The organism is Actinacidiphila sp. bgisy167, from assembly GCF_965342175.1.
Taxonomy (GTDB): domain Bacteria; phylum Actinomycetota; class Actinomycetes; order Streptomycetales; family Streptomycetaceae; genus Actinacidiphila.
On sequence record NZ_CBDRBL010000008.1, the window covers coordinates 1 to 24719 of the forward strand.

General features: G+C 71.7%; 23 protein-coding genes and 2 pseudogenes. 11 read left to right on the forward strand and 14 right to left on the reverse strand.

Translation table 11 applies throughout. The annotated features are described in order from the left end of the window. Positions 1-62 precede the first annotated feature (62 nt). Together ligD and ACRWND_RS04860 are read left to right on the forward strand one after the other, a co-directional pair. Positions 63-962 (forward strand): non-homologous end-joining DNA ligase, encoded by a 900-nt coding sequence (gene ligD / locus ACRWND_RS04855; RefSeq protein WP_431946252.1) that lies wholly within the window; start codon positions 63-65, stop codon positions 960-962. A gap of 138 nt (positions 963-1100) precedes the next feature. Then, complete coding sequence (locus ACRWND_RS04860) at positions 1101-1955, forward strand: DNA ligase (RefSeq protein WP_431946254.1); 855 nt, start codon at positions 1101-1103, stop codon at positions 1953-1955. Positions 1956-1978: 23 nt separating this feature from the next. On the opposite strand, the gene ACRWND_RS04865 is transcribed toward ACRWND_RS04860, so the two are convergent. The 9 genes and pseudogenes from ACRWND_RS04865 to ACRWND_RS04905 form a co-directional block, all read right to left on the reverse strand. Beyond that, positions 1979-3031, reverse strand: coding sequence for a PHP domain-containing protein (locus ACRWND_RS04865; protein ID WP_431946256.1), 1053 nt, complete (start codon positions 3029-3031; stop codon positions 1979-1981). A gap of 10 nt (positions 3032-3041) precedes the next feature. Continuing rightward, positions 3042-3863: an ABC transporter permease gene (locus tag ACRWND_RS04870; RefSeq protein WP_431946258.1), complete on the reverse strand. Its 822-nt coding sequence runs from the start codon at positions 3861-3863 to the stop codon at positions 3042-3044. After that, positions 3860-4840, reverse strand: a complete 981-nt coding sequence (locus ACRWND_RS04875; RefSeq protein ID WP_431946260.1) for an ATP-binding cassette domain-containing protein — start codon at positions 4838-4840, stop codon at positions 3860-3862. The genes ACRWND_RS04870 and ACRWND_RS04875 overlap by 4 nt, the downstream gene beginning before the upstream one ends. A 535-nt stretch (positions 4841-5375) precedes the next feature. Then, positions 5376-5639: a hypothetical protein gene (locus ACRWND_RS04880; protein WP_431946262.1), complete on the reverse strand. Its 264-nt coding sequence runs from the start codon at positions 5637-5639 to the stop codon at positions 5376-5378. Positions 5640-5724: 85 nt separating this feature from the next. Beyond that, positions 5725-6204, reverse strand: coding sequence for a hypothetical protein (locus tag ACRWND_RS04885; RefSeq protein ID WP_431946264.1), 480 nt, complete (start codon positions 6202-6204; stop codon positions 5725-5727). A gap of 269 nt (positions 6205-6473) precedes the next feature. Then, a pseudogene (locus ACRWND_RS04890) lies at positions 6474-6796 on the reverse strand (replication initiator); the annotation flags it as partial. 65 nt (positions 6797-6861) lie between these two features. Further along, complete coding sequence (locus ACRWND_RS04895; protein WP_431946266.1) at positions 6862-7260, reverse strand: hypothetical protein; 399 nt, start codon at positions 7258-7260, stop codon at positions 6862-6864. Next, positions 7242-7529 carry a hypothetical protein gene (locus ACRWND_RS04900; protein WP_431946268.1) on the reverse strand — a complete coding sequence of 96 codons (288 nt, stop codon included), beginning with the start codon at positions 7527-7529 and terminating at the stop codon, positions 7242-7244. The genes ACRWND_RS04895 and ACRWND_RS04900 overlap by 19 nt, the downstream gene beginning before the upstream one ends. A 339-nt stretch (positions 7530-7868) precedes the next feature. Continuing rightward, positions 7869-8774 (reverse strand): annotated as a pseudogene (locus ACRWND_RS04905) (tyrosine-type recombinase/integrase); the annotation flags it as partial. 590 nt (positions 8775-9364) lie between these two features. Here ACRWND_RS04905 and ACRWND_RS04910 point away from each other — a divergent pair. Both ACRWND_RS04910 and ACRWND_RS04915 read left to right on the forward strand, forming a co-directional pair. Continuing rightward, on the forward strand, positions 9365-9640 hold the full coding sequence (locus tag ACRWND_RS04910) for a hypothetical protein (protein WP_254705840.1): 276 nt from the start codon (positions 9365-9367) through the stop codon (positions 9638-9640). Then, positions 9637-10047 (forward strand): type II toxin-antitoxin system VapC family toxin, encoded by a 411-nt coding sequence (locus tag ACRWND_RS04915; protein ID WP_189897941.1) that lies wholly within the window; start codon positions 9637-9639, stop codon positions 10045-10047. The genes ACRWND_RS04910 and ACRWND_RS04915 overlap by 4 nt, the downstream gene beginning before the upstream one ends. A gap of 410 nt (positions 10048-10457) precedes the next feature. Here the strand turns inward: ACRWND_RS04915 and ACRWND_RS04920 are convergent, their stop codons facing one another. After that, entirely contained in the window at positions 10458-11300 is an 843-nt protein-coding gene (locus tag ACRWND_RS04920) for a patatin-like phospholipase family protein (RefSeq protein ID WP_431946271.1), read from the reverse strand. Between the two features lie 140 nt (positions 11301-11440). Here ACRWND_RS04920 and ACRWND_RS04925 point away from each other — a divergent pair, with 140 nt between their 5' ends. Next, a complete protein-coding gene (locus ACRWND_RS04925; RefSeq protein ID WP_431946273.1) occupies positions 11441-12097 on the forward strand; it encodes a TetR/AcrR family transcriptional regulator in 657 nt (218 codons plus the stop codon). 310 nt (positions 12098-12407) lie between these two features. Here ACRWND_RS04925 and ACRWND_RS04930 read toward each other — a convergent pair whose 3' ends face one another. The 3 genes from ACRWND_RS04930 to panB all read right to left on the reverse strand — a co-directional run bounded on the left by ACRWND_RS04930 (position 12408) and on the right by panB (position 14912). Next, a complete protein-coding gene (locus tag ACRWND_RS04930; protein WP_431946275.1) occupies positions 12408-13118 on the reverse strand; it encodes an anti-sigma factor family protein in 711 nt (236 codons plus the stop codon). Continuing rightward, positions 13115-13666: a sigma-70 family RNA polymerase sigma factor gene (locus ACRWND_RS04935; RefSeq protein ID WP_431946277.1), complete on the reverse strand. Its 552-nt coding sequence runs from the start codon at positions 13664-13666 to the stop codon at positions 13115-13117. Before ACRWND_RS04935 ends, ACRWND_RS04930 begins: the two co-directional genes overlap by 4 nt. Before the next feature lie 364 nt (positions 13667-14030). After that, entirely contained in the window at positions 14031-14912 is an 882-nt protein-coding gene (gene panB, locus ACRWND_RS04940) for a 3-methyl-2-oxobutanoate hydroxymethyltransferase (RefSeq protein ID WP_431946279.1), read from the reverse strand. 169 nt (positions 14913-15081) lie between these two features. Between panB and ACRWND_RS04945 the strand changes: the two genes are divergently transcribed. The 5 genes from ACRWND_RS04945 (at position 15082) to ACRWND_RS04965 (ending at position 20996) form a co-directional block, all read left to right on the forward strand. After that, a complete protein-coding gene (locus tag ACRWND_RS04945; RefSeq protein WP_431946281.1) occupies positions 15082-16686 on the forward strand; it encodes a DHA2 family efflux MFS transporter permease subunit in 1605 nt (534 codons plus the stop codon). Continuing rightward, entirely contained in the window at positions 16683-17363 is a 681-nt protein-coding gene (locus ACRWND_RS04950; protein ID WP_431946283.1) for a TetR/AcrR family transcriptional regulator, read from the forward strand. The genes ACRWND_RS04945 and ACRWND_RS04950 overlap by 4 nt, the downstream gene beginning before the upstream one ends. Positions 17364-17658: 295 nt before the next feature. After that, complete coding sequence (locus tag ACRWND_RS04955) at positions 17659-18579, forward strand: endonuclease/exonuclease/phosphatase family protein (RefSeq protein ID WP_431946460.1); 921 nt, start codon at positions 17659-17661, stop codon at positions 18577-18579. Between the two features lie 173 nt (positions 18580-18752). After that, positions 18753-19976: an MFS transporter gene (locus ACRWND_RS04960; protein ID WP_431946285.1), complete on the forward strand. Its 1224-nt coding sequence runs from the start codon at positions 18753-18755 to the stop codon at positions 19974-19976. Positions 19977-20279: 303 nt separating this feature from the next. Further along, positions 20280-20996 carry a hypothetical protein gene (locus ACRWND_RS04965; RefSeq protein WP_431946287.1) on the forward strand — a complete coding sequence of 239 codons (717 nt, stop codon included), beginning with the start codon at positions 20280-20282 and terminating at the stop codon, positions 20994-20996. A 263-nt stretch (positions 20997-21259) separates the two neighbouring features. Here ACRWND_RS04965 and ACRWND_RS04970 read toward each other — a convergent pair whose 3' ends face one another. Then, a complete protein-coding gene (locus tag ACRWND_RS04970) occupies positions 21260-23017 on the reverse strand; it encodes an NAD+ synthase (protein WP_431946289.1) in 1758 nt (585 codons plus the stop codon). A gap of 272 nt (positions 23018-23289) precedes the next feature. On the opposite strand from ACRWND_RS04970, the gene ACRWND_RS04975 reads away from it, so the two are divergent. Then, entirely contained in the window at positions 23290-24651 is a 1362-nt protein-coding gene (locus tag ACRWND_RS04975; RefSeq protein WP_431946290.1) for a glutamine synthetase family protein, read from the forward strand. Positions 24652-24719 lie beyond the last annotated feature (68 nt).

Sequence of the window (24719 nt, forward strand, 5' to 3'; positions counted from 1 at the left end):
TTAAGGCCCGGCCCCGCGACGGAATCGCATACTTTTGTCCCTTTCGGGGGACGTTCCTGACCATGCCCGCCCCGTCAGCCTCCCCCGACCGGCAGACGGTCGAGGTGGACGGCCGCCGCCTGGTCCTCACCCACCTGGACAAGGTCGTCTTCCCGGCCACCGGACACACCAAGGCCCGACTGCTGCAGTACTACGCGGGCATCGCCCCGCTCCTGGTGCCGCACGCCGACGGGCGCCTGGCCTCCTTCGTCCGCGCCCCCGAGGGCCCGAACGCCCAGCGCTGGTTCGCCAAACGCCCGCCCGCCGGCACACCCGACTGGATCACCACCGCCGGCGAGGCCGACGAGCCGCACATCGTCGTCGACTCCGTCCCCGCCCTCGTCGCCGTGGCCAACCTCGGCGCCTGGGAGGTCCACGTCCCGCAGTGGACGGTGGCCGGCGGCCGCGACGCCCACGACCGGCTCGTCCTCGACCTCGACCCCGGCGAGGGCGCCGACCTCGTCCTGTGCTGCCGGGTCGCCGAACGCCTGCGGCAGATGATGGAGGAGGACGGGCTCAGCGCCTTCCCCGTGACCTCCGGCAGCAAGGGGCTCCACCTCTACGCCCCGCTGCGGCCGACGCCTGAGGCCGCCGCCACGGGCTACGCCAAGGCGCTCGCCGCCCGCATGCGCGACGAGCACCCCGGTCTCGTCGTCTTCTCCATGACCCGCAGCCTGCGCGCCGGGAAGGTCTTCATCGACTGGTCGCAGAACGCCTCCGCGAAGACCACCGCCTGCCCCTACACCCTGCGGCTGCGCGACCGTCCCGGCGTCGCCACCCCCGTCACCTGGGACGAGGTCTCCGCCTGCCGGAAGGCCGAGGACCTCGCCTTCACCCCGGACGAGGTCCTGGAACGCGCAGCCGGCCACGGCGACCTGCTGGCCGCCCTCCACGACGCCACCGGACGCGGCACCCTGCCGTGACAGCCGCCCCGCGCCGACCGCCCCGTGCCGGCCGCCGCCGTCGGCGAGCCGTTCCCCGCGCCCGGGCGCGCACGGGTCGAAGCTGACCTCATGGATCCCGCGCCGCCGGCAGTAACCCTTCGACCACCGGTCGACGTCATGCGACCCCGGCCGGCGGACGAGATCCCCCCGGGGGACAGCATGCCCGGCGGCTGCCAGTACTCCCTCAAACTCGACGGGTTCCGCGCCCTCGCCTTCGTCCTCGACGGCGAAAGGGTCTTCCTGCAGTCCCGGTCGCGAAGGGACCTGTCCGGGGAGTTCCCCGAGATCGCCGCGCACCTGGGAGCCCACCTGCCGGCCGGAACCGTGCTGGACGGCGAGTTGTGCGCCTACCGCGAGGGCCGGCTGAGCTTCACCGACCTGCTGCGCTCCCACCGGGACCGCGAGCGGGCGGGAGTACCGGTGTCCTACATCGCGTTCGACATCCTCGCCGTCCCGGGCCGGGACGTCAGGGCCCTGCCCCTGGGCGAGCGGTGGGAGCTCCTGGGCGCGGCGCTCTCGGGAGTCGGTCCGCCGCTGCAGCGTGTGCTGGCGACGACGGACGAGGCAACGGCCCACGACTGGTTTCGTGACATGAGAGCCGTGGGCGTCGAAGGGATCGTGGCGAAGGCGCTGAGATCGCCGTATCGGGCCGGGGCGACCTGGAACTGGAGGAAGATCCGGCACTCCGACACCACGGACGGCGAACTCCTCGGGGTCTTCGGCGCGCTGCGGCGGCCGCGGGCCCTGCTCGTCCGGCTCCCCGACGGCCGGACGGTGAAGACCTCGCCCCAGCTGACCACGGTGCAGGCACGGCAGGTGGCCGACCTCGTGGGCGACCGCCCGGGCGAACCGGCGGACCACCCGGAGCACGGCCCGGTGTGGATGCTGGGCGAGCCCCTCCCCGTGGAACTGCGCCAGGCGGCCGGACGCCACGAGACCGCCCGCTTCGTCCGCGTACGGCCTGACGCGTGAACGCGGGGCGCGCCTGCCACCTGTCAGGAGCGGGCCGCCGCGGGCATTTCGCGGGTGCGGGTCCAGCGCAGCAGGGTGTCCGCGTCCCAGGTGTTGACCACCCGCTCCGGGGGCACGCCGCACTCCTCGGCCCGGGCACAACCGAAGATCTGCCAGTCCAGCTGGCCGGGGGCGTGGGCGTCGCTGTCGATGCTGAAGAGCACGCCGGCCTCGACGGCCTGGCGCAGCAGCCGGCGCGGCGGGTCGAGGCGGTCCGGACGGCTGTTGATCTCCAGGGCCACCCCGAAGCGCTCGCACGCCGCGAGGACCAGGTCCGCGTCGAACTCCGACTCCGGGCGCCGCTTGCCGGCCACCAGCCGCCCCGTGCAGTGGCCCAGCACGTCCACGAGCGGATTGCTGATCGCGGAGATCATGCGCCGGGTCATCTCGTCCCGTCCCATGCGGAGCTTGGAGTGGACGGAGGCGACGACCACGTCCAGCCGGTCCAGCAGCCCCGCGTTCTGGTCGAGGGCGCCGTCGGCGAGGATGTCGCACTCGATGCCGGTCAGCAGCCGGAAGGACGGCGGCAGCCGCTCGTTCAGCTCGGCCACCGCGTCCAGCTGGGCGCGCAACCGCTCGGCGGTCAGGCCGCGGGCGACGGTCAGCCGGGGCGAGTGGTCGGTGAGCGCCGCCCACTCGTGGCCGAGCTCCATCGCGGTCCGGGCCATCGCCTCGATCGGGCTGCCGCCGTCGGACCAGTCCGAGTGCACGTGGCAGTCGCCGCGCAGCGCGGCCCGCATCCGCCGGCCCGCGTCGCCCGCCGGCCGGGCCACGGCGTCCGCGGCGCCCTCCGCCAGCCGGGTGAGGTAGGCGGGCCGCTCACCCGCCAGGGCCTCCCGGACGACCGCGGCGGTCTTCGGCCCGAGCCCCTTGACCTCCTCCAGGCCGCCCGGCCGCTGCGCCCGCCGCCGCAGCTCCTCCGGCGGCAGCGCGGCGATCACGGCGGAGGCGCCGCGGAAGGCACGGACCCGGTACGTCGGGGCGCCGTCCCGTTCCAGCAGGAACGCGATCCGGTCCAGCGCCTCGACGGGGTCCATGCCTCCAGCATCACGTCTTGTCGCGGAACCTCGCCACCGCCAGCGGCGCGCTGATCACCGTGATGCCCACGGCCCACATCACCGTCATCGTCGCCGAGTGGGCCACGGCGCCGCCGTTGATCAGGTTGCGGGAGGCGTCCGCGAGGTTGGACAGCGGGTTGTAGCGGGTGAAGGCCTCCAGCCAGCCCGGCATGGTGGTCGGCTTGGCGAAGATCGAGCTGCCGAACTGCAGCGGCAGGACGACGATCATGGCGAGCCCCTGGACGGACTGGGGGGTCCGGGCGACCAGACCCAGGAGGATGAAGACCCACATCAGCGAGGCCCCGAAGGCCAGCGACAGCACCACCGCGCCCAGCAGCCCGAACACGCCGTTGTCCACGTGCAGCCCGAGGATGAAGCCCATCAGCAGCAGGATCACCGTGGCGACCAGCGCCCGGCCGATCTCCACCACGATCTTCGCGATCAGCACGGAGGAGCGGGCGATCGGCATCGTCCGGAAGCGGTCCATCACCCCCGTCTTGAAGTCGGAGTTGACGCCCGTGCCGACGGCCATGGCGATGTTCATGCCCATCATGGCCATCAGGCCGGGCACCATGTAGTTGACGTACTTCTCCTGGCTGCCCTCGAGCGCGCCGCCGAAGACGTACACGAACAGCAGCGTGAAGACGATGGGCATCAGCAGCGCGTCGAACATCGACTCCGGGTCCTGCCGGATCTGCAGGACGTTGCGCCGCACGAGGGCGCCGATGTGGCGCAGGTTGGCGCGCAGCCCGATCCGCGGATCGGCGGTCGTGGCCCTGGTGCCCCCTGCGGGGACGGTGACGGCGGTCATGCCGCGAGCTCCTCTCGTTCCCGGGTGCCGCTGCCGTGCGTGACGGCCAGGAACACCTCGTCCAGGCTGGGCAGATGGGTGTCGATGCCGGCGATGGCGAAGCCGTGCGCGCCGAGCGAGGCCACGATCTGCGTCAGCTGCCCGTCGCTGAGGATCGGCACGTTGAGCACCCCGCCCGTGTGGTCCGCCACGGCCCGCGCGCCCGCGCCGAGCGCCGCCGCCATCGCGTCCAGCGCCCCCGGGTCCACCGGCCGCACCTGCAGCGTCCGGCCGCCGACCTTGGCCTTCAGCTCCTCGACCCGGCCGCCGGCGATCACCCGGCCGCGGTCGATGACCGTCAGCTCGTGCGCCAGCTTCTCGGCCTCCTCCATGTACTGCGTGGTCAGCAGCACGGTCGTGCCGTCCGCGACCATGCTCTGCACCTCGTCCCACACCTCGTTGCGGGTGCGGGGGTCCAGACCGGTGGTCGGCTCGTCCAGGTACAGCACCGCCGGGCGTCCGATCATCGACGCCGCCAGGTCCAGGCGGCGGCGCATGCCGCCGGAGTACTGCTTGGCGGGCTTGCGGGCGGCGTCCGTCAGCGAGAACCGCTCCAGCAGTTCGTCCGCCCTGCCGCGGGCGTCCCGGCGGGACAGGTCCAGCAGCCGGCCGATCATGTAGAGGTTCTCGCGGCCCGACAGCGACTCGTCGACCGAGGCGTACTGTCCGGTCAGCCCGATCACCCGGCGCAGCTGCCGGGGCTGCGCCACGACGTCGTAGCCGGCGACCGTCGCGGTGCCGGCGTCCGGCCGGATCAGCGTGGACAGGATCCGCACCAGCGTCGTCTTCCCGGCGCCGTTCGGCCCCAGCACGCCGAGCACGGTCCCCTGCCGCACATCGAGGTCCACCCCGTCGAGGGCCTTCGTCTCCCCGTAGCGCTTGACGAGCCCCCGCACCCTGACGGCGGCGTCCGCGCCCTTGGCATCTCGTTGTGTCATGCCGCCACGGTCGCGCGCCCCACCGACAGGGCACCGACATGTCACCGACAGCCCACCGACAGCCCACCGACAGCCCACCGACATGGCACCGACCTCCGCTCCCGCGCGAGTTCGGCGAGGAGGCGGAGGCGGTGGTCGAGGGTGCCGGTGGTGGTCTCGGCGCCCTTGGTGGCGTACTTGGCGATGTAGGCGGCGACGTGCCGGTCGGTGACGGGGTCGTCTCCAGTGGCCCTTCGCGCCCGTTGCCGGGCCCGCCGAGGGGTGACCGGCCCCGCTGCCGGCGGGTGTGGATGAGGTCGTAGACGGTGGAGCGGCCGACCTTGAGGTAGGCCATGACCTCGGGGACGGTGAGGAGTTCGGTGCCGGCGGTCCCCGCGCTGCTGGACTGGCCAACGCATGCGCCGGCCGACCGTCGAGCCGCCGAGAGCCCCCCGGACCGCCCACGGGGCCCGGGATCTGGCAGGCCGCCGGCCCAAGATCGGGTCAACACCCCGCGGATCGTGGACGCGGTAGGTGGACAGGAGGTGAGGGGAGATCAGTCGGTGGCTTTGGGGTGTCCGGTGCCTGCGTAGGTGATCCAAGCGGTGCGGTTGGCGTCGTCGACGAGATACCAGATGCGGCCGCCGCCGGTGACCTCGTACTGCCAGCGCTCCAGCGTCTGCCCCTTCCAGATCGTGGAGCCGAGCTTGCCCTTGAGGCGGTGGTGGCGCTCGGGGTCGTCGGTGGCGCGCGGGGCGGATCGGATTTGTCGAAGGTGCGGCGGAGGTTGCCTGCTGCGTGGCGGGAGAGATGGTCCCATCCGTTGGCCGCCTCGGTGTTGGCGAAGCGTAGGTCGCATTCGTCGCCGACAGGGGGCGGGGCCGCGCGGTCACCGCGCTTGGGGCTCACTCGGCGGTCTCGCCTTCAGGTACGGGGACAGTGCCGAGGTCGCCCTCGGGCTCGCGGGTAAGGATGGCGTGCAGGGCTGGGTCGGCGTAGATCTCGGCGCTGTGCCGCCACTGGGCCAGCAGGAGGGCGATGGGTGCGAGGTTCTCCAGCGCAGCAGCTCCGCGGGCGGTGTCCACGAGCTCGCCGAGCATCGCCTCGACGTCGTCCTCGGGGAGGAAGACCGACCAGGGCAGGGCATCTGGCAGGGCCTGGCGCAGTGCGGCGGTGTTCTCGGTGCGGACCAGCCCGGCGAGCAGGCGGGCGGTGAAGTCGACGACGGTGGAGTCCTGCTCCAGCTGGTCGGCGCGAATGAGTGCGAGGTCGCCCGCGTCGCGTCGGCGCAGGCGCAGGGCGCGGACCGTGTCCAGGCGCCGGGCGGTGGCAGCGGGGTGGTGGAGCAGCTCGCTGAAGGGCACGTCCTCGTAGGCCGTCGTCATGACATCCACAGTAGCTCGGATGTCCTGCCTCGGGCAGCGGATCGCGGCCGGGGCGCGCTCGGCAAGGAGACGATCGCGATTGCTGGGGAGTCGCAACAGGGCTATACCTCTGACGGCAACCCGACCTGACACCAGCGCATTTCCACGGACGTCAGCGGACTGCCTATTCGCCGTTGACCTGCGAAAACGCAGGTAGGAAGGGGTCGCCCAGCACACGTACTAACGTCCCCGGCGGGCTGCGGTTGCTTCGCCGGTTCGCCCTCGTGGTGGACGCGGGTGCGTGTGGCGGCGGCGCGGACGGCGTGGTCGAGGAGCTGGGCGGTGGCCCAGGCGGGCGGGGTGCTGCCGGGGCCGGTGGGTCCGTCGATGCGGATGACGGCGTGGAAGTGGACCTGGCCCCGTTTCTGGTACTCGGCGACCTTCGCGTACGAGAGGGTGGCGTGGTCCCGCAGGGCCCGCTGCGTCAGCCCCGCCGCCTTCGCGATCTCGCGGCGCAGGTGGTGGTGAAGCGTGCCCACAGGGCCGGGGCATGGGCGTTCCACAGGACCGCGCCCGCGTAGTCGTACGGCCCCCTGCCCGCACCCGACCCCAACCCGGGCAGGCCACCGGCCCAAGATCCCGCCAACACCCGCGTAGTCACGTGACCGTTGTGGGCTGTCAGACGGTGAAGAGCCGCAGCTTGACGCCGATGGAGTCGGCAAGGTGGTTGAGATCCTCGGGATCGCTGGTGACCACTGCGGCCTGGTACTGGACCGCGGTGGCGACGACGATCGCGTCGACGACGTCCGTGGTCCCGGAGGCCGCGCAGGCAACACCGGCGGCGCGACCGGTGCGCTCGTCGTCGGGGCGGATGTCGCAGCCCTTGAGCACGCGCGGAATCTGGTGCTGCGGTCCGCCGCGCCATGCCTGAGCGAGAACTACCACCGGAACAATCGGCCGAATGCGGGCGGCGGTCAGCTCGTCGTGCAGGGCGAGAAAGTCCGGGTTTCGCCGTTCGGCGGCCAGCAGAGCGCCGGTGTCGTAGACGATCGTGCGCACTACCCGGCCGCCCGCCACGGCTCGTCGTCGAGCAGCCCGGCTTCCAGCAGGAACTCGCGGGCGCGCTGCCGAGACTCCTCGGGCAGCTTTCCGTGCTCGCTCTCGTACTCGGCCACCAGCTCGCGGGCAGCGGCACGGCCCGCCGCATGCAGGGCGGCGATGTGGGCCTTCTCGACGGCGGCCTCGGCCAGCCACGCGGAGACCGGCTTGCCCTCTTCCGCTGCCGCCGCCTTGATCGTCTCCTCGACCTCGGGCGGCACCGAGATCGACAGCTTCCGTGCAGTCATGGCTCCACAATAGCGCTTGGTAGGAACACGTTCCTACCGTTTCCTCTGTCTCGCCAAGGTTCAGACCTCTGACGGTAAGCATCCGGACTTGAGGTCGGCGCCGTTCCGGCTGGCCCAAGTGCTTCGATCGGCCTTCGGTCTTTCGGTTCATGACCTGCAATACGTCACCGCATGGGTGCAAGGTGAGATTTCACTGGAAACACTGGAAAGAGCGCCTTCAGATGACTCGGTAAGTCAGCCTCAGCTCATAACATTCTGTAGAAATTTCGAGAGGCCCCACCGAATAGCTATTCGGTGGGGCCTCTCGGGCGTTTGACGGCAACGCTGACGGCAACGCCAGCGGACGACGGCCGCGGCGGGTGGGTCGTCGTGGTCGCCATCGGTCGACCTGAGGGCGTTGCCGAGGGTGTCGATGGCCTGGCGCTGGAGGCGGAGCCTTACGTGGGCGTAGACGCCGGCGGTGACGCCGATGTGGGCGTGCCCCAGGAGTTCCTTGATCACGACGAGGTCGACGCCCTGTTCCAGAAGCAGGGTGGCGGTCGAGTGCCGTAGGTCGTGAAACCGGATGCGGCGAAGCCCTGCGCGGTTGAGGAGTCGACTGAAGCTGCGGGTGAGATTGGCGGGTTCGAGAGGGCTGCCGGTGGGGGTGGTGAACACGAGGCCGTTGTCCGACCAGCTCGTGCCCGCGGCCTTGCGTGCCTCATCCTGCTGTTCCCGGTGAGTCTTCAGCGAGTTGACGCATTCGATGGGGAGGACGATGCGACGTTCGGATGCACGGGTCTTGGTGTGCAGGACGGTCAGGCCGCTGGTGCGGGTGCGCTGGAGGGAACGGTGGACGGCGGCGGTTCCTGTGTTGAGGTCAAGGTCGTCCCAGTGCAGCCCAAGGAGTTCGCCCTTGCGGAGCCCGGTGTGCAGGGCGAGTTCGTACAGGGCGTGGAGCCGGTCGCTGCTGGCTGCGTGGAGGAACTGCCGGGCCTCGCTCGCGGTGAAGGGCTTGAAGCGCCGGGGGCGGGGTGCCGGGATCTTGACATTTCGGGCGACGTTACGGGGAAGGTCGTCTTCGCGGACGGCGTGCTCCAGGGCGGACTTGAGGACCGAGTGGACGTAGGTCACAGTCAGCGGGGAGAGCCGCTTGTTGCAGCACTGGCCGATGGCGCAGCAGGAGCGCCGGTCGGCGTCCTGCCCCTGGGTGCAGCACTGGCAAGCGACGCGGAGGCGGTCGAGGAAGGTGCGGACGTCGCGGGCGCCACCGCGACCACCCCGACCATGATGCCGAGGCTGATGACCAAGACGGCAGGGAGGTCACCGAACCCGCAAGCGGAACGGCGGCCCGCGTCGAGGCGCTGGAACGTGCCCTGGCCGACGCCCTCGAGGAGATCGCCGACCTCCGTCACCGCGTCCAGGCCCTGGAGGCGGGCGGAGAGGAGCAGGACCACTGACCCGCCGCGCCGGGCGGGCTCCCGGGCTGCGTTCAGATTTTCTCTTCGAGGTTCAAGGCGGGCCCGCCCGCCAAGGCTGACCGCCGTCGCCGACAAGCCCCGCCGCTTGCTCCCGCGATCAGGCGCTACTGGAGGGCCGAGCCGAAGCGGTAGCCGGGCTGCGGGAGCGGCAACCGGCCAGATCGCCGGGATGATCGGAGCCGGGCTCCTGGCGGAGCAAGCTATCGCCTACGACCGTCCTACGGCCGGGTCGCAGGCACGGGGCCGACCAGGGGGCCGACCCTTCACGTGCGTCGCGCAGGCTCACCGAGGGCGGTGGTCGGCACCACGCCAGCGGTGGTGAACCTTCTGCTGATCCGGCTGTCCGAGGCGGTGGGGTCGTCCTACACTGCTGGCGTGACCGCTGCATACGACTACGAGGACATGCACCACCTGGTGGACCGGCTCACCCCGACCCAGGTCCGACGCCTGCGCCTGCTCGTCACCCAGGACGAGGAACTGTCCCAGGTCGCCCAGTCGCTGCCGGCGGTCGAAGCGAACGAGGACGAGGAGTCGGTCCCGGCCGGGCTGCTGGCCCTGATCGGCAGCGTGAACGGCCCAGAGGATTTGGCCGAGCGGCACGACGACTACATCCGCGAGCGGATGCGCGAGCGCTTCGGCGACTCGGCGTGATCGCCACGGTCCTGGACACCGGCCCCCTGGCCGCGGCGTTCAACGCGGCCGACCGGCGCCACCCCGAGTGCGCCTCCCTGCTGACGTCGCTGACCGGCCGCCGCCTGCTGCCCAGCCCGGTCATGACCGAGGTCTGCTGGCTCCTGGAGCGCTGGCCCCAGGTCGAAGCGGCGTTCCTCGCCGAGGTCGCACGGGGAACATTCGAGCTGGTCCACCTCACTCCCACCGACCTGACGCGCATGGGCGAGCTGGTCCTCCAGTACGCCGACTTCCCGCTCGGCGGGGTCGACGCCTCGGTCATCGCGGTGGCCGAGCGCTTCGGCGTGGACCGGGTAGCCACCCTCGACCGGCGACACTTCAGCGTCGTCAAGCCCGCCCACGTCCCCGCGCTGACACTCCTGCCGTAGCCCGACCAGCGGCCCATACCCCTGACGGCAGTACTGACGGCAACAAGCGCGGACACCAGGGCACAGCCACGGACGCCAGCGGAGCACGAAACCACCGGTGACCTGCGAAAACGCAGGTGGGGAGGGGTCGCGTAGCACACGTACTATGTGGTGGCGGGGTCGACGCCGATCTTGGTTCGCAATCCAGGGTTGTGGGGGGATGGCACTCGCACTTACGAGTTCCAGGGCAGCCCGATGAGCCTTCATGAGTTTGCGGATTCGGTCGGCGCTAAGTCCAAGGGCTGTTTCCTGGGTTTCGCCGCGCGGTCAGGTCCGGGAATCGCCGGTTGTACCGCCCTACCGCGTACGAAGGGGAGTCGGCCGTTTCGGCGCCCGCCCTCGCCTCGCGGCGGCGCGGTCCTCGAGGCACGTCACCCCTGCCAGACGGCGGCCACCGAAGGGGCCAGCCCACGGGCCTGGGCGTAGCCCGCGCGGGCGGCAGCCGCCCGGCGTGCGTCGTCCGCCATGTTGCGGCCCATCACGCGCCGCGCGGTGCGATCCGGGGACAGCAGGACGACGCGCGCTCCGGCGTCGGAGAGTTCCGCAGCCTGCTGCGAGGCGCTGGGATGCGGCCCGACCGCCCGGGGGACCGGCGCGACGGCCAGTACCCGCGGGTACCCACGTGCGAGCTGGAGGTTGGCGGTCGAACGGCTGCCGCCGTCCATCCAGCGCCGGCCCCGCACGGTGACAGGCGGCCATACGACGGGCACGGCGCAGCTCGCCGCCACGGCTTCGAGGAGGGTCGCTCCGGAGCGCGAGTCGAACACCTCGGTCCGCCCGTTCTGCGCGTCGACCGCGGCGATCCGCAACTCCCGCTCGGGCCAGGCGCGCACGTCGCCCAGGAGCCCGCCGATCGTGTCGAAGACGTTCGACTGCGGGCCTGTCCGGGCGTCCGATGCGGCCCGGGCGAGGCGTTCGACGGACCGCTGGGGATCGCGGGAACCGAGCGCCGCCCACAGGAAGCGCGCCGTCTGGCGCACCGTCACCGGCAGACGGACCGCGTCCGCGCCGGAGAGCTGACGCTCGTAGAGTTCCGCGGCCGGGGCGCCGGACCGGAGTCGGGAACCGAAGACGGCACCGGCGGAAGTGCCGATCACGACGTCCGCGCCGTCGTCGAGATCGATCCCGGCCTCGGCGAGCCCGGCGAGCACCCCGGTCAACCAGGCTCCCCCCACCGGTCCGCCGCCGCCGAGCACGAGTGCGGTGCCGGACATGTATTCCCCCTCTTCGTGAACGACCGCGAGCGAGCCGCCCGCGGGAAGGCAAAGCGGGGACTGGTCCCCGGTTGCCCCTGCGACGGTACCATCCGTACCGGGGAGCACTCCCCGGTACGGTGTGAGGAAAGGGAGACACGATGGGCGGCCGTTCGCCGGTAGGGCGCCGCGATGCGCTGCGCAACCGCAAGCTGCTGACGGACGTGGCCCGCCAGGTCTTCTCCGAGCACGGCCTGGACGCCCCGCTAGATGAGATCGCCCGGCGGGCGGGCCTGGGCAACGCCACCCTCTACCGCCACTTTCCGACTCGTGCCGCGCTCGTCGACGAGGTCTTCCGGGAAGCGCTCACGGAGACCGCGGCGGCCGGCGAGAGGGCGCGAACGACCGAGGACGCATGGGAGGGACTGACGGAATACCTGCGGACGGTGTTCGCGGGTCTGGCCGCGGACCGCGGTACCAACGACCTGATGACCACCAATCTGGAAGGCGTCGCTTCCCTCGAGGTGATTCACGCCCACAACCGCCGAACCATCGACGAACTGCTGCGGCGTGGTCGGGAACAGGGCACCGTCCGCCCGGACGTCACCACCGAGGACCTGCTCTTCACCTTGGCGGCATTGGGCAGGGCTGTCCCAGCGCTCACCACGGTCGCCCCGGACGCCTGGCTCCGCCCCCTTGCTCTGCTCCTCGACGGACTTCGCACCAGCCCGACCGCGTCCCCCCTGCCCGCGCCTGCCCTCGATTCCCGGCAGCTCGGCGAGGTGCTGCGCGATCTGGGACCGCAGAGGCGGCGTTGAGAGGCCGCTGGCCCGCACGGACGGGCAGACAGGCCAGGCCGCACCAGTGACTGCTCCGCCTTGGTGTCGCGATCGGGCCGACAAGGCTCGCTGAGCGCCCCATCCCGTGCTCCTCGGGGGCATGCCGCACCCACCCCCATCGCTACCGCTGTGGGTGGTGGCAGAGCCTGGCGTGGAGACGGTCTCGGGCCGGAACGTCGGGGTTCGCGCGGGCCGCCGCAGAGCACCGGCCGGGGCGGCGGCGTGAACAACGACGCCCGAGGGGGACGCGCACCGTGCGTCCCCCTCGGGCGTCGGGCCCCGCGGGGCTCTACGTGGGAACCGACACCAGCCGCTGCCCCTGGGACGTGACGACGTCGAAGCGCGAGATGTCGTCCGGTTGCAGCCCCGCCGACCCGTCCAGGGTGAGCGCATCGGGCTGGCCGGAGGTGCCGTAGCCCGTCGCCGGGACGCTCCAGGTGCTGACCGTCTGCTGGGAGCCGTCCTTGCCGACGACGACCAGGCGGCAGGTCAGCGGGCCCCGGACCCCGGCGAGGGTGAGGCCCACCTCGCTGCCCCACTTCTTCTCGTTGACGCCGACGGTCGCCTTGACGCCCGTGGCGTTGTCGGCGCCGGTGAACTGCTCCGCGTACGCCTTGGCCCTGGGCTCGTCCGAGCCGTCGGTGGCGAGCACCGCGGCGGTCGGGCCCGCCACGATCAGCGCCACCGAGGCGGCGAGCGCGAACACCCTGCGCCGGGAGCGGATCCTGCGTTCGTCGGCGACCTTGACGAGGAGCTGCCCGAGCGCCTTGTCGCCGGGGGGCGGGACGGGCGCGCCGGCGCCGGCGGGGGCGAGCTCGGCGAGCACCGGCACCAGGCCGCTGAGCTCGTCCAGCTGCTTCCCGCACTGGTGGCAGAGGGCGAGGTGCTGCTCGAAGCGCGCCATGTCGGCCTCGTCGAGGACCCCGAGGACATAGGCCCCGACGTCGACATGCGGGTCCTGGGGGGTACCCGCCCCGGAGTCGTAACCGTGGACCGTCACGAGGTGGTCACACCCCTTTCCTCAAGAGCGATTTTCAGGGAGCGCAGGGCGTAGAAGACCCGGGAGCGCACCGTGCCGGGCGGCACCCCCAGCTCCGCCGCCGCCTCGTTGACCGTCCGGCCCTTGAAGTACGTCTCGATCAGCACCTGGCGGTGGGCCTCGGTGAGATCGTCCAGTGCGTCGGAGATCGTCATCAGCCTCAGGGAGCGGTCGAGTTCGTCCTCGGCCGGGAGCTGGTCGAGGGCGGCCGGGGAGGCTTCCGGGGGCCGTGCCTGACGGCTGCGGTGGCCGTCGATCACGATGCGCCGTGCGACCGTCACCAGCCACGGCCGCAGGGAACGCGCTGTGGGGTCGAGCTGCGACGCGCTCTTCCACGCCCGCAGGAGGGTCTCCTGCACGACGTCCTCGGCCAGGAAGCGGTCACCGCCGACCAGCCGGAGGACGTAGGCGAACAGGGCGCCCGCGTGTTCACGGTAGAGCGCCCGTACGAGGTCCTCCTCGGGTCCCCCACCGGAGCGATGGTCGGCCACGGACGCATCCTGCCCCATCGGCCGCCGCGGGGCGAGTCGTCGCAGAGCCTGCCGTCCCATCAGCGCCCGCCCGGTCCGTGCGCGCGGGAGGCGCCCGAAGCGCCCGCGGAGGCGGCGACCGCCCCGTCGGCGGCGAGGGCGCCCGCCCGCACCGCCCGGTGCGCGTTCCGTACATGCATGCCAAGGCCCCCGGCACTCTCTCGTCGGTGCCCCGCCCCCGGTCGGGCGGTCGCCCACTCATACGGGGGCGGGGGCGGATGTGCTCAACGTCCCCGGGAAAAACCTTCCGCCCCGGGGAGGGGGTGCCCAGGGCGGAAGCCGGCGGTGGGTCGCACCGCCTCAGGGGGAGTCGCGCCCAGCGGCGCGGCAGGTCATCGGAGGGTCAGTGGAAGCTGTGCTCCGGGGCCGGGTAGGCGCCGCCCACGACGTCCTCGGCGAAAGCCTTCGCCGCGCCGCCGAGGGTCTCGCGCAGCGCCGCGTACTGCTTGACGAAGCGCGGCACCCGGCCGCCGGTCATCCCGGCGAAGTCCGTCCAGACCAGCACCTGGGCGTCGCACTCCACGCCCGCACCGATGCCGACCGTCGGGATGTGCAGGATGCGGGTGACCTCCGTGGCCAGCTCGGCCGGGACCAGCTCCAGCACGACGGCGAAGGCGCCGGCGCCCTGCACGGCCTTGGCGTCGCGCAGCAGCTGCTGGGCGGCCTCCTCGCCGCGGCCCTGGACCGGGTAGCCGCCGAAGGCGTTGACCGACTGCGGGGTGAGGCCGATGTGGGCCATCACGGGGATGCCGGCCTGGACGAGCAGTTCGATCTGCTGGGCGGAGCGCTCGCCGCCCTCCAGTTTCACGGCCCCCACCCCGGCTTCCTTGACCAGCCGCGTGGCGCTGCGCAGCGCCTGCGTCGGGCCCTCCTGGTACGAACCGAACGGCAGGTCGCCGATGACCATCGCGCGCTTGGTGCCGCGCACGACGGCGGCGGACAGCATGGTCATCTCGTCCAGGGTGACCGGGACGGTGCTGTCGTAGCCGAGGTGGCAGTTGCCCATCGAGTCGCCGACCAGCAGCACGGGGATGCCGGCCTCGTCGAAGACGGAGGCGGTCATGGCGTCGTAGGCGGTGAGCATGGGCCACTTCTCGCCGCGCTCCTTGGCGGCGGCGATGTCCCGGACGGTGATCCGCCGGGTCCCCTTGCCTCCGTACAGCGCCTTGCTGCTGTCGGGAGCGGGCTGGGCGGGCGTCTGGGCAGCCGAAACGGCATGCGTCATGGGAACGGCTCCTTGTGTCATCTCGAGGCGCCCTGACGGCGTCCCCGGACCGCTTCCATGCTGACATGTGCCGTGGTTCGCGCAAAGGGGGGCGTCCTCCACGCGCCTTTGCCCAGCTTTTACAATACGAGACGGTCCCGTATCGGAAATCTGGTCTTAGTTTTGCCACATGCCCGCCGACACCTCGCAGCCGCCGAGCCCCCGCGTTCCCGAGGCGGTCCACAGCCGCCGCTGGGGGATCCTGACCGTCCTGCTGTTCAGCCTCCTCGTGGTGGTCCTGGACAACTCGATCCTCAACGTCGCGATGAAGACCATCGCCGAGCCCGCCCCGACCGGCCTGGGCGCCACCCAGAGCCAGCTGGAGTGGGCGATCAACTCCTACACGCTGGTCTTCGCCGGCCTGCTGTTCACCGCGGGCCTGCTCGGCGACCGCCTCGGCCGCAAGAAGGTGCTGCTGTTCGGCATGGCCGTCTTCGGCGTCGGCTCCGTGCTCTCGGCCTTCGCCGGGTCCTCCGGCGAGCTGATAGCCTTCCGCGCGGTCATGGGACTCGGCGGCGCCTTCGTCATGCCCGCCACGCTCGCCATCATCATGAACGTCTTCGAGCGCGAGGAGCAGCCCAAGGCGATCGGCATCTGGACCGGCGCCGTGGGCCTCGCGATAGCCATCGGCCCGGTCACCGGGGGACTGCTCCTGGCGCACTTCTGGTGGGGTTCTGTCTTCCTGGTGAACGTGCCGATCATCGCCGTCGCCCTGGTCGCGATGGTGCTCATCGTGCCCGACTCCCGCGACCCGCGGCCGGGCCGGCTCGACCCCCTCGGAGTGCTGCTGTCCATCGTCGGCCTGGTGCTGCTGGTGTACGGCATCATCAAGGGCGGCCAGCTCGCGGACTTCACCGCCCCCGCGGCCCTGGCGGCCGTCCTCGGCGGCCTCGCGGTGCTCGGCGCCTTCGTCTGGCACGAGGCCCGCAGCAGCCACCCGGCCTTCGACGTCTCCTACTTCCGCAACCCGACCTTCTCCGCCTCGGTCTCCGCGATCGGCCTGGTCTTCTTCGCGCTCATGGGCGTGACCTTCTTCATGGTCTTCTACACCCAGAGCGTGCGCGGCTACAGCGCCCTGCAGTCCGGTCTGCTGCTCCTGCCGCTCGCGGTCGCCCAGCTCGTCTTCGCGCCGCGAGCCCGGCTGGTCGTCGAGCGCATCGGCGCCCGCGCCACCTGTGCCGCCGGGCTGGCGCTGATAGCCCTCAGCTTCCTCGGCTTCCAGGTGCTGGACGCCGACACCCCCATCTGGCAGCTGGAGGTGCTGTTCTTCCTCATGGGCACGGCCATGGCCCATGTGATGCCGCCCGCCACCGTTGCGATCATGTCCTCGCTGCCGCGCGAGAAGGCCGGCTCCGGCTCCGCCGTCAACAACACCTTCCGGCAGGTCGGCGGCGCGCTCGGCGTTGCGGTCCTGGGCTCGCTGATGTCGACGGTCTACCGTGACGGCATCGCAGACCACCTGAGCGGCCTCCCCGCAGGGGTGCAGCACCAGGCCGGCGAGTCCATCGAGGCCACGCGCGCCGTGGCCGAGGGCATGGGCCCCGCGGGCAAGGCGCTGATGGGCCCCGCCACGGACGCCTTCCTCGACGCCATGCACGTCACCGCCTATGTCGCGAGCGGTGTCGCGCTTCTCGGCATGCTCGTCGTCCTGTTCTTCCTGCCCGGCCGCACCCCTGGGGCGCGATCAGCGGGCGGAGGGGACCGCGAGGTCAGCCCCGTGGGGGCGAAGCGGTGACCGGCACGTCGGCGGCGACGGAGCCCGAGGTCGGGACGGAGCCGGACGCCGGGACGGAGCCCGAAGCCGGTGCGGTCCCCGAGGCCGCCCCGCGCGTCCCGCGCGGCCGCCCGCGCAGCGCCGCCGCCGACACCGCCATCATCGAGGCCGTCCTCAAGCTGCTGGAGGGGGGCGCCACGATCGGGGACCTGTCGATGGAGGGCATCGCCCGCGCCGCCGGGGTCGGCAAGGCCACCGTCTACCGGCGCTGGGCGGGCAAGAACGCGCTGATGCTCGACGTCATGAAGTCCGTCGACGAGCAGACCCCGGAACTCGCCGGACGCTCGGTCCGTGACGACCTGGTGACCTGCGTCGAGTTCATACGGCGCAGGGCCCTGGTCAAGCGCTCCTCCGCCCTGCTGCGCAACGTCGTCGCCCAGGCGCAGACCGAGCCGGAACTGTGGGCCGCCTACCACGACACCGTCATCGCGGCCCGCCGCGAGCAGGTCCGCGACGTCCTGCGGCGCGGCGTCCGCGCCGGCGAGATCCGCGACGACATCGACCCGGAACTCCTCGGCGACCTCTTCACCGGCCCCATGCTGTCCCGTTCGATGCTGCGCCCCGACGCGGCGCTGCCGGAGGGACTGGCCGAGCTGATCGTCGACTCGGTGCTGCGCGGCGTCCGCGCCAGGCACTGAGCTGCACGGCGTCCGCGCCAGGCACTGAGCAGCCGGGAGGGCGCAAGGAGAATGTGCTCGTTGTGTCACAGAGCTCCCTTTTCGCCGGGCGGCGGGAACCCGTCGCCCGGCGAGTCCCGTCCTTCGGAGGTCGATCCCCTATGGTCGACTGAGCACCTGGCAACACAGTGAGGACTCCTCCATGGCGCAGGCGTACGAGGCGGACGTGGCCACCGACAGCGGCAGCGGGTCGCGGGGTGCGGACGCGGACGGACGTTTCGGGCGCCTTAGGCGGTACCGGGTGTTCGGCGTCGGCATGTGGCGACGGGGGATCGTCACGGCCGTACTGGCCCTGTCCATCGCGGTGGTGCTGGCCTTCCACGGGGCGGTGCCCAACCGGGTCGGCAACCTGGGCAGCCTCCTGGAGACCTTCCTGCCGTGGCTCGGGCTCGGGCTGCCGGTGCTGCTGGTGGTCGGCCTGCTGCGGCGCTCGGCCACGGCGCTGATCGCCGTCTCGCTGCCGGCCGTGGTGTGGGTGCACTTCTTCGGCGGGCTCCTCACGGACAAGGACACCGGCGAGGGCGACCTGACCGTGCTGACCCACAACGTCAACGCCGACAACCCCGATCCCGGCCGTACCGCCCAGGCCCTCGTCGGCTCCGGGGCCGACCTCATCGCGCTGGAGGAGATCCCGGCCGGGAAGGCCTCCGTCTACGAGTCGGGGCTCGAGGCCCGCTACCCGTACCACGCCAGGCTGGGCACCGTCGGCCTGTGGAGCAGGTACCCGCTCACCCAGGTGCGCCCGGTGGACATCGAGCTCGGCTGGACCCGCGCCCTGCGTGCCACCGCCGCCACGCCGCGCGGGAAGGTCGCCGTCTACGTCGCCCACCTGCCCTCGGTGCGGGTCAAGTTCAACGCGGGCTTCACCGCGGGCCAGCGCGACCACAGCGCCGACGCGCTGGGGGAGGCCGTCGCGGACGAGAAGCTGCCCGACGTGATCCTCCTGGGCGACCTCAACGGCACGATGAACGACCGGGCGCTCGCCAACATCACCTCCCAGATGCGCTCCACCCAGGGCGCCGCGGGCCACGGCTTCGGCTTCAGCTGGCCGGCCCGCTTCCCCACGGCCCGCATCGACCAGATCCTCGTCAGGGGAGTGGAGCCGACCGACTCCTGGGTGCTGCCTGTCACGGGCAGCGACCACCGGCCGGTGGCGGCGAAGGTGGCACTTCCGTAGGGCCGCTGTAGGGCCTCCCGTAGAAGCTGCCGCTCCCGTGGCAGGGGCGCTCGCGCAGCCGGGCGGCCAATCTTCCACCAGGGATTCGCGCCTACGGGAAGATCGGGCCGGGCGGACTTTGTTTCGCAGTTAAACTAATAACTGCTCCCCGCCCTGCCCCGGAAAGGCCTGCCATGCCTCTTGCCCTGCTCGCACTGGCGATCAGCGCATTCGGCCTCGGTACGACGGAGTTCGTGATCATGGGCCTCCTGCCCGACGTCGCGGACGACCTGCACACCACCATCCCGACCGCCGGCTACCTCGTCTCCGGCTACGCCCTCGGCGTCGTCATCGGCGCCCCCCTCCTCGCCGCGGTCACCACCCGGATGCCGCGCAAGGCCCTGCTGCTGTCCCTCATGGGCCTGTTCACCGTCGGCAACACGCTCTCCGCCCTCGCCCCCGGCTTCGGCTGGCTGCTCGCCGGCCGCGTGCTGTCCGGGCTCCCGCACGGCGCCTTCTTCGGCGTCGGCGCGGTCGTCGCAGCCGGCATGGTCGAGCCCGCGCGCAGGGCCCGTGCCGTCTCCTTGATGGTCGCCGGGCTCACCGTCGCCAACATCGTGGGCGTCCCCGCCGCCACCCTCCTCGGCCAGCACCTCGGCTGGCGCGTCACCTTCCTGGCCGTCGGCGTCATCGGCCTGGCCGCCATCGCCGGCATCGCCGCGCTCGTCCCCCGCATCCCGCTCGCTCCCGGCGGCGGGCTGCGCCGGGAGCTGTCGGCCTTCCGCAGCGGTCAGGTCTGGCTGGCGCTCGGCACCACGATCTTCGGCTTCGCCGCCGTCTTCGCCGTCTACAGCTATGTCACGCCCCTGCTGACCGAGGTCGCCGGGTTCGCGGAGAGCAGCGTCACGCTGGTCCTCGCCCTCTTCGGCGTCGGCGCGACGATCGGCAACCTCCTCGGCGGCCGTCTGGCCGACCGCGCCCTGCGGCCGTCCCTGCTCGGCGGGCTGGGCGCGCTCGCCTTCGTCCTGCTGCTGTTCACGGTCACCGCGCACGCCCGCTGGAGCGCGGCGCTCACGGTCGTCCTGCTCGGGATCGCGGCGTTCGCGACGGGGTCGCCCATGATGATGCTGGTCATGGACAAGGCACGGCACGCCCCCTCGCTGGCGTCCTCCGCGAACCAGGCCGCGTTCAACCTGGCGAACGCCGGCGGTGCCTGGCTGGGCGGGGTCGTGCTGGCACAGGGCCTGGGGTACACCGCTCCGGCGGTGGCGGGTGCGGCACTGGCGGTCACCGGGCTGGTCATCGCCGGGGCGGCGGCGCTGTCGGAGCGGCGTGCGTCGGCCGTGCCGGTCGTGGGGGCGTCCGGGTCCCGGCTCGTCGTCTCGGGGCGGCCCCCGGTGCGGGAACGCGTGCGCTGACGGTACGCCCCGCCCGGTGCTTGCGCGCGGTGCCGGCGATGGGACCGATGCCGGCGGGGTGTACGGGACGGGCCGAGGACCGCTCGGACCGTTCCGCTCACCTTGCGGGCGGTGGCTCGCGACGACCCGGGGCCGGTCGCTCCGGCGCTGCTCGACGACGAAACCCTTCCACTTCGGCGCCTGGCTTCTTCGCGCAGCCAATTACTTGCTTCGCGTAGCAAATTGGCTATTCTGATCATGCGGCGATCGCCGCGTTCCGGAGCTACCGCCGCTTGACCACGCAACCGGGAGGGGTCGGCAACGATGTCGACTGTTTTCGAACGATATTTTGGGCTCCTCGACTCTGACGAGAGCGATCCTGACGAGCGGTTCGAGACGTTTTTCGCGCCGGACGCCGAGGTCTTCTACGGGGGCGAGTACGCCGCCGGGGAGTGGATCATCCCCTTCCACCGTCGACTCGCGACCAGGAGGCAGCACTCCGCTCACACCTCCTTTGTCACCGCCGACGCCGACGGGGTCGTGACCGCCGACTGGCAGGAGACCGGAGAGGACTCGCACGGCCGCGCGTACGAGGCCGGCGGAACCGCGACCGCATGGCTGGACGCCAGCGGGCGCATCACCCGCCTCAAGGTGCTGTACGCCGACCACAGCGATCTCGCCTGGCGCGTCATCCGTGCCCACAATCAAGCGTGGCGCGAGACCGACCCTGACGAACGCCAAACGCTGATCAAGGACGCGTACGCGGAGGACTTCACCTTCGTGGAGCACTACGTGGTAGAGGGGCGCGACGCCTGCAGCGAATGGGTCGCGAAGATCCACGAAGCTGCGCCGGTGGCGCTGCTGCAGGTCGGCGAGGTCCTGCGGAACCGCGACGATGTCCTGTGGCAGTGGTTCCTCGCGATGCCGGACAGCACCGAGGTGGAGGGCTGGGAGACACAGCACGTGGACGTGAACGGCAAGATCGACCGCATCGTTGTGATCACCCGGGACATGGAGACCATCGTCGGCGGGGCTTCCTAGGCCCCCTCGGAACCCCGGCGGACGACGGGACCATCACAGGGCCTTGCCGACGGGGCGCCGGGAGCCGGAACTCGAAGCGACACGGCCCGGTTCGACGAACCGTACGGGACTCCCACCCACCGCACGTGGCCCGACCGCACCGCCTCCCCACGCCCAGGCCCGGGGAGGGCGGTGCGGTCGCTGCGGACCACAGAGCGAACATCCGGCTCCCGACCAAGGCGCCGCAAGGGGCACCCTGGCCCGCGAAGTCCGCCGGCGCGGCGTCACGCGTGCTCGCGCCACCGGTTCGTGATGGGCAGCCGCCGGTCCTTGCCGAACCCCTTCGCGGAGATCTTCGTCCCCGGCGGATACTGCCTCCGCTTGTACTCCGCCGTGTCCACCATCCGCAGCACCCTGGCGACCAGCTCCCCGTCGAACCCGGCGGCGACGATCGCGTCGCGCCCCTGGTCCTGGTCGACGTACATCGCCAGCACGCGGTCCAGGACGTCGTAGTCCGGCAAGGAGTCCGTGTCGACCTGGCCGGGCCGCAGCTCCGCGCTGGGCGGCTTGGAGATGGAGTTCTCGGGGATGGGCGGGGTCTGGCCCCGCTCCGCCGCGGCCTGGTTGCGCCACTTCGCGAGGCGGAAGACGGTCGTCTTGTAGACGTCCTTGATGGGCCCGTAGGCGCCCACCGAGTCGCCGTAGAGCGTGGAGTAGCCGACCGCCAGCTCGCTCTTGTTGCCCGGGGCCAGGACGATGTGCCCCTCCTGGTTGGAGATGGCCATGAGCATCGTGCCGCGCAGGCGCGACTGGAGGTTCTCCTCCGCCAGCCCGGTCAGCCCCAGGGCGCCCATGTAGGCGTCGAACATCGGGCCGATCGGCACGGTGCGGAAGTTCAGCCCGGTGCGCCGGGCCAGCTCGGCGGCGTCGTCCTTGGAGTGGTCGGAGGAGTACCGGGACGGCATCGAGACGCCGTACACGTTGGCCGCCCCGACCGCGTCGCAGGCGATGGCAGCGACGAGGGCCGAGTCGATGCCGCCGGACAGGCCGATCAGCACCGAGCGGAAGCCGTTCTTGGCGACGTACGCGCGCAGGCCCACGACCAGCGCGGTGTAGATCTCCTCGTCGTCGCCCAGCCGGGGGGCCTCGCCGCCGTGCACCTCGGGCTCGTACGCGGGCAGCGGCTCGGCGGAGAGGGTGACGTGCTCGATCTCCAGGCCGTCGTCGGCGACGCCGCTCGGCACCCTCGCGGGGTCCGCGGCGGGCAGGTCGAGGTCGACCAGCACGCAGCCCTCCTCGAACTGCGGGGCCCGGGCGATCACCTCGCCGTCCGCGGAGACGACGATCGAGTCGCCGTCGAAGACGAGCTCGTCCTGCCCGCCGATCATGGCGAGGTAGGCCAGGGTGCAGCCGGCCTCCTGGGCGCGCTTGCGTACCAGGTCGAGACGGGTGTCGTCCTTGGCGACCTCGTACGGGGAGGCGTTGACGGAGAGCAGCAGTCCGGCGCCGGCGGTGCGGGTGGCGGGCACGCGGCCCCCGTCCTGCCACAGGTCCTCGCAGATGGCCAGGGCGACGTCGACCCCGTGCACCCGGATCACCGGGAGGGTGTCGCCGGGGACGAAGTAGCGGAACTCGTCGAAGACGCCGTAGTTCGGAAGGTGGTGCTTGGCGAACTTCAGCACGACCTTCCCGCCGTGCAGGACGGCCGCGGCGTTGCGCGGGGAGCCCGCGGGCTGGCCGTAGCGGGGCTGGGCCTTCTCGCTGCGGTCGAGGTAGCCGACGACCACCGGCACCTCTCCCAGGCCCTCGGCCGCCAGGCGTCCGGCGAGCGCCTCCAGGGCGGCACGGCTGGCTTCGACGAACGAGGAGCGCAGGGCGAGGTCCTCGACGGGGTACCCGGTCAGCGCCATCTCCGGGAAGGCCACGAGGTGGGCTCCCTGTTCGGCCGCGTGCCGGGTCCAGCGCACGACCGACTCCGCGTTCCCGGCGAGGTCGCCGACGGTGGAGTCGATCTGATTCAGGGCGAGGCGAAGTTGAGGCACGCCGCTCAGTGTAATCGTCAAAGCGACGCGATGTCGTGGGCGACGCCTGTGGAGTGGCGCACTCGGACCCCTCGAAGCCCCGGCGGACCGGCCTTTTCGGGGCCGTCCCCCTGTGTCAAGATCGCAAGGGTGCAGCACAATGGTGGCGAGGGGTGTCCGGCGGTCCCGGCCGCCGCCGAAACAGGACGGTAACCCCGCGGCGCGATACTGGTCCGGCCCTCACTCGAGCCGGCACGGACGACAGGCCCCATGACCTGCGAGGTTGGAGAGCTATGGATAAGCAGCAGGAGTTCGTGCTCCGCACCCTCGAGGAGCGCGACATCCGCTTTGTGCGGCTGTGGTTCACCGACGTGCTGGGCTATCTCAAGTCCGTCGCCGTGGCGCCGGCCGAACTGGAGCAGGCGTTCGACGAGGGCATCGGCTTCGACGGGTCCGCGATCGAGGGCTTCGCGCGGGTGTACGAGTCGGACATGATCGCCAAGCCCGACCCCGGCACCTTCCAGATCCTGCCGTGGCGCGCGGAGGCCCCCGGCACCGCGCGGATGTTCTGCGACATCCTCATGCCGGACGGCTCCCCCTCCTACGCCGACCCCCGCTTCGTCCTCAAGCGGTCCCTGGCCAAGGCCTCCGACCTCGGGTTCACCTTCTACACGCACCCGGAGATCGAGTTCTTCCTGCTGAAGACGCTGCCTCTGGACGGCACCGTGCCGGTGCCCGCCGACAACTCCGGCTACTTCGACCACACCCCGCAGAACGTGGGCCAGGACTTCCGCCGCCAGGCCATCACGATGCTGGAGTCGATGGGCATCTCCGTGGAGTTCTCCCACCACGAGGGTGCCCCCGGCCAGCAGGAGATCGACCTGCGCTACGCGGACGCGCTCTCCACCGCCGACAACATCATGACCTTCCGCCTGGTCATGAAGCAGGTCGCGCTGGAGCAGGGCGTGAACGCCACGTTCATGCCCAAGCCCTTCAGCCAGCACCCCGGCTCCGGCATGCACACGCACCTGTCCCTCTTCGAGGGCGACCGCAACGCCTTCCACGAGTCCGGCGCCGAGTACCAGCTGTCGAAGGTCGGCCGCTCCTTCATCGCGGGCCTGCTCCGGCACGCGCACGAGATCTCCGCGGTCACCAACCAGTGGGTCAACTCGTACAAGCGCATCTGGGGCGGCGCCAACCGGACCGCGGGGGCGGGCGGCGAGGCCCCCTCGTACATCTGCTGGGGCCACAACAACCGGTCCGCGCTCATCCGCGTCCCGATGTACAAGCCCGGCAAGACCGGCTCCACCCGCGTCGAGGTGCGCTCCCTCGACTCCGGCGCCAACCCCTACCTCTCCTACGCCGTCCTGCTGGCCGCGGGCCTCAAGGGCATCGAGGAGGGCTACGAGCTTCCGCCCGGCGCCGACGACGACGTCTGGGCCCTCTCCGACGGCGAGCGCCGCGCCCTCGGCATCCAGCCCCTCCCGCAGAACCTCGGCGAGGCGATCTCGTACATGGAGCGCAGCGAGCTGGTCGCCGAGACCCTCGGGGAGCACGTCTTCGACTTCTTCCTGCGCAACAAGAAGCAGGAGTGGGAGGAGTACCGGAGCGAGGTCACGGCGTTCGAGCTCCGCAAGAACCTCCCGAACCTGTAGCCGCGGGCTCGGCAGGGGGTATCTGCGCCGAAGACGACGCCGGGCCGGCAGCGTGATGCTGCCGGCCC

Bases quoted from the DNA above. Each gene is read 5' to 3' on its own strand.
- ACRWND_RS04935 (WP_431946277.1), bottom strand. From the start codon at position 13,666: ATGGGGCAGGATGCGTCCGTGGCCGACCATCGCTCCGGTGGGGGACCC.
- ACRWND_RS04965 (WP_431946287.1), top strand. From the start codon at position 20,280: ATGTCGACTGTTTTCGAACGATATTTTGGGCTCCTCGACTCTGACGAG.
- ACRWND_RS04865 (WP_431946256.1), bottom strand. From the start codon at position 3,031: ATGGACCCCGTCGAGGCGCTGGACCGGATCGCGTTCCTGCTGGAACGG.
- ACRWND_RS04955 (WP_431946460.1), top strand. From the start codon at position 17,659: ATGTGGCGACGGGGGATCGTCACGGCCGTACTGGCCCTGTCCATCGCG.
- ACRWND_RS04885 (WP_431946264.1), bottom strand. From the start codon at position 6,204: ATGACGACGGCCTACGAGGACGTGCCCTTCAGCGAGCTGCTCCACCAC.
- ACRWND_RS04870 (WP_431946258.1), bottom strand. From the start codon at position 3,863: ATGACCGCCGTCACCGTCCCCGCAGGGGGCACCAGGGCCACGACCGCC.
- ACRWND_RS04875 (WP_431946260.1), bottom strand. From the start codon at position 4,840: ATGACACAACGAGATGCCAAGGGCGCGGACGCCGCCGTCAGGGTGCGG.
- ACRWND_RS04960 (WP_431946285.1), top strand. From the start codon at position 18,753: ATGCCTCTTGCCCTGCTCGCACTGGCGATCAGCGCATTCGGCCTCGGT.
- ACRWND_RS04900 (WP_431946268.1), bottom strand. From the start codon at position 7,529: ATGACTGCACGGAAGCTGTCGATCTCGGTGCCGCCCGAGGTCGAGGAG.
- ACRWND_RS04920 (WP_431946271.1), bottom strand. From the start codon at position 11,300: ATGTCCGGCACCGCACTCGTGCTCGGCGGCGGCGGACCGGTGGGGGGA.
- ACRWND_RS04860 (WP_431946254.1), top strand. From the start codon at position 1,101: ATGCGACCCCGGCCGGCGGACGAGATCCCCCCGGGGGACAGCATGCCC.
- ACRWND_RS04975 (WP_431946290.1), top strand. From the start codon at position 23,290: ATGGATAAGCAGCAGGAGTTCGTGCTCCGCACCCTCGAGGAGCGCGAC.
- ACRWND_RS04945 (WP_431946281.1), top strand. From the start codon at position 15,082: ATGCCCGCCGACACCTCGCAGCCGCCGAGCCCCCGCGTTCCCGAGGCG.
- ligD (WP_431946252.1), top strand. From the start codon at position 63: ATGCCCGCCCCGTCAGCCTCCCCCGACCGGCAGACGGTCGAGGTGGAC.
- ACRWND_RS04925 (WP_431946273.1), top strand. From the start codon at position 11,441: ATGGGCGGCCGTTCGCCGGTAGGGCGCCGCGATGCGCTGCGCAACCGC.
- panB (WP_431946279.1), bottom strand. From the start codon at position 14,912: ATGACGCATGCCGTTTCGGCTGCCCAGACGCCCGCCCAGCCCGCTCCC.
- ACRWND_RS04880 (WP_431946262.1), bottom strand. From the start codon at position 5,639: ATGGGACCATCTCTCCCGCCACGCAGCAGGCAACCTCCGCCGCACCTT.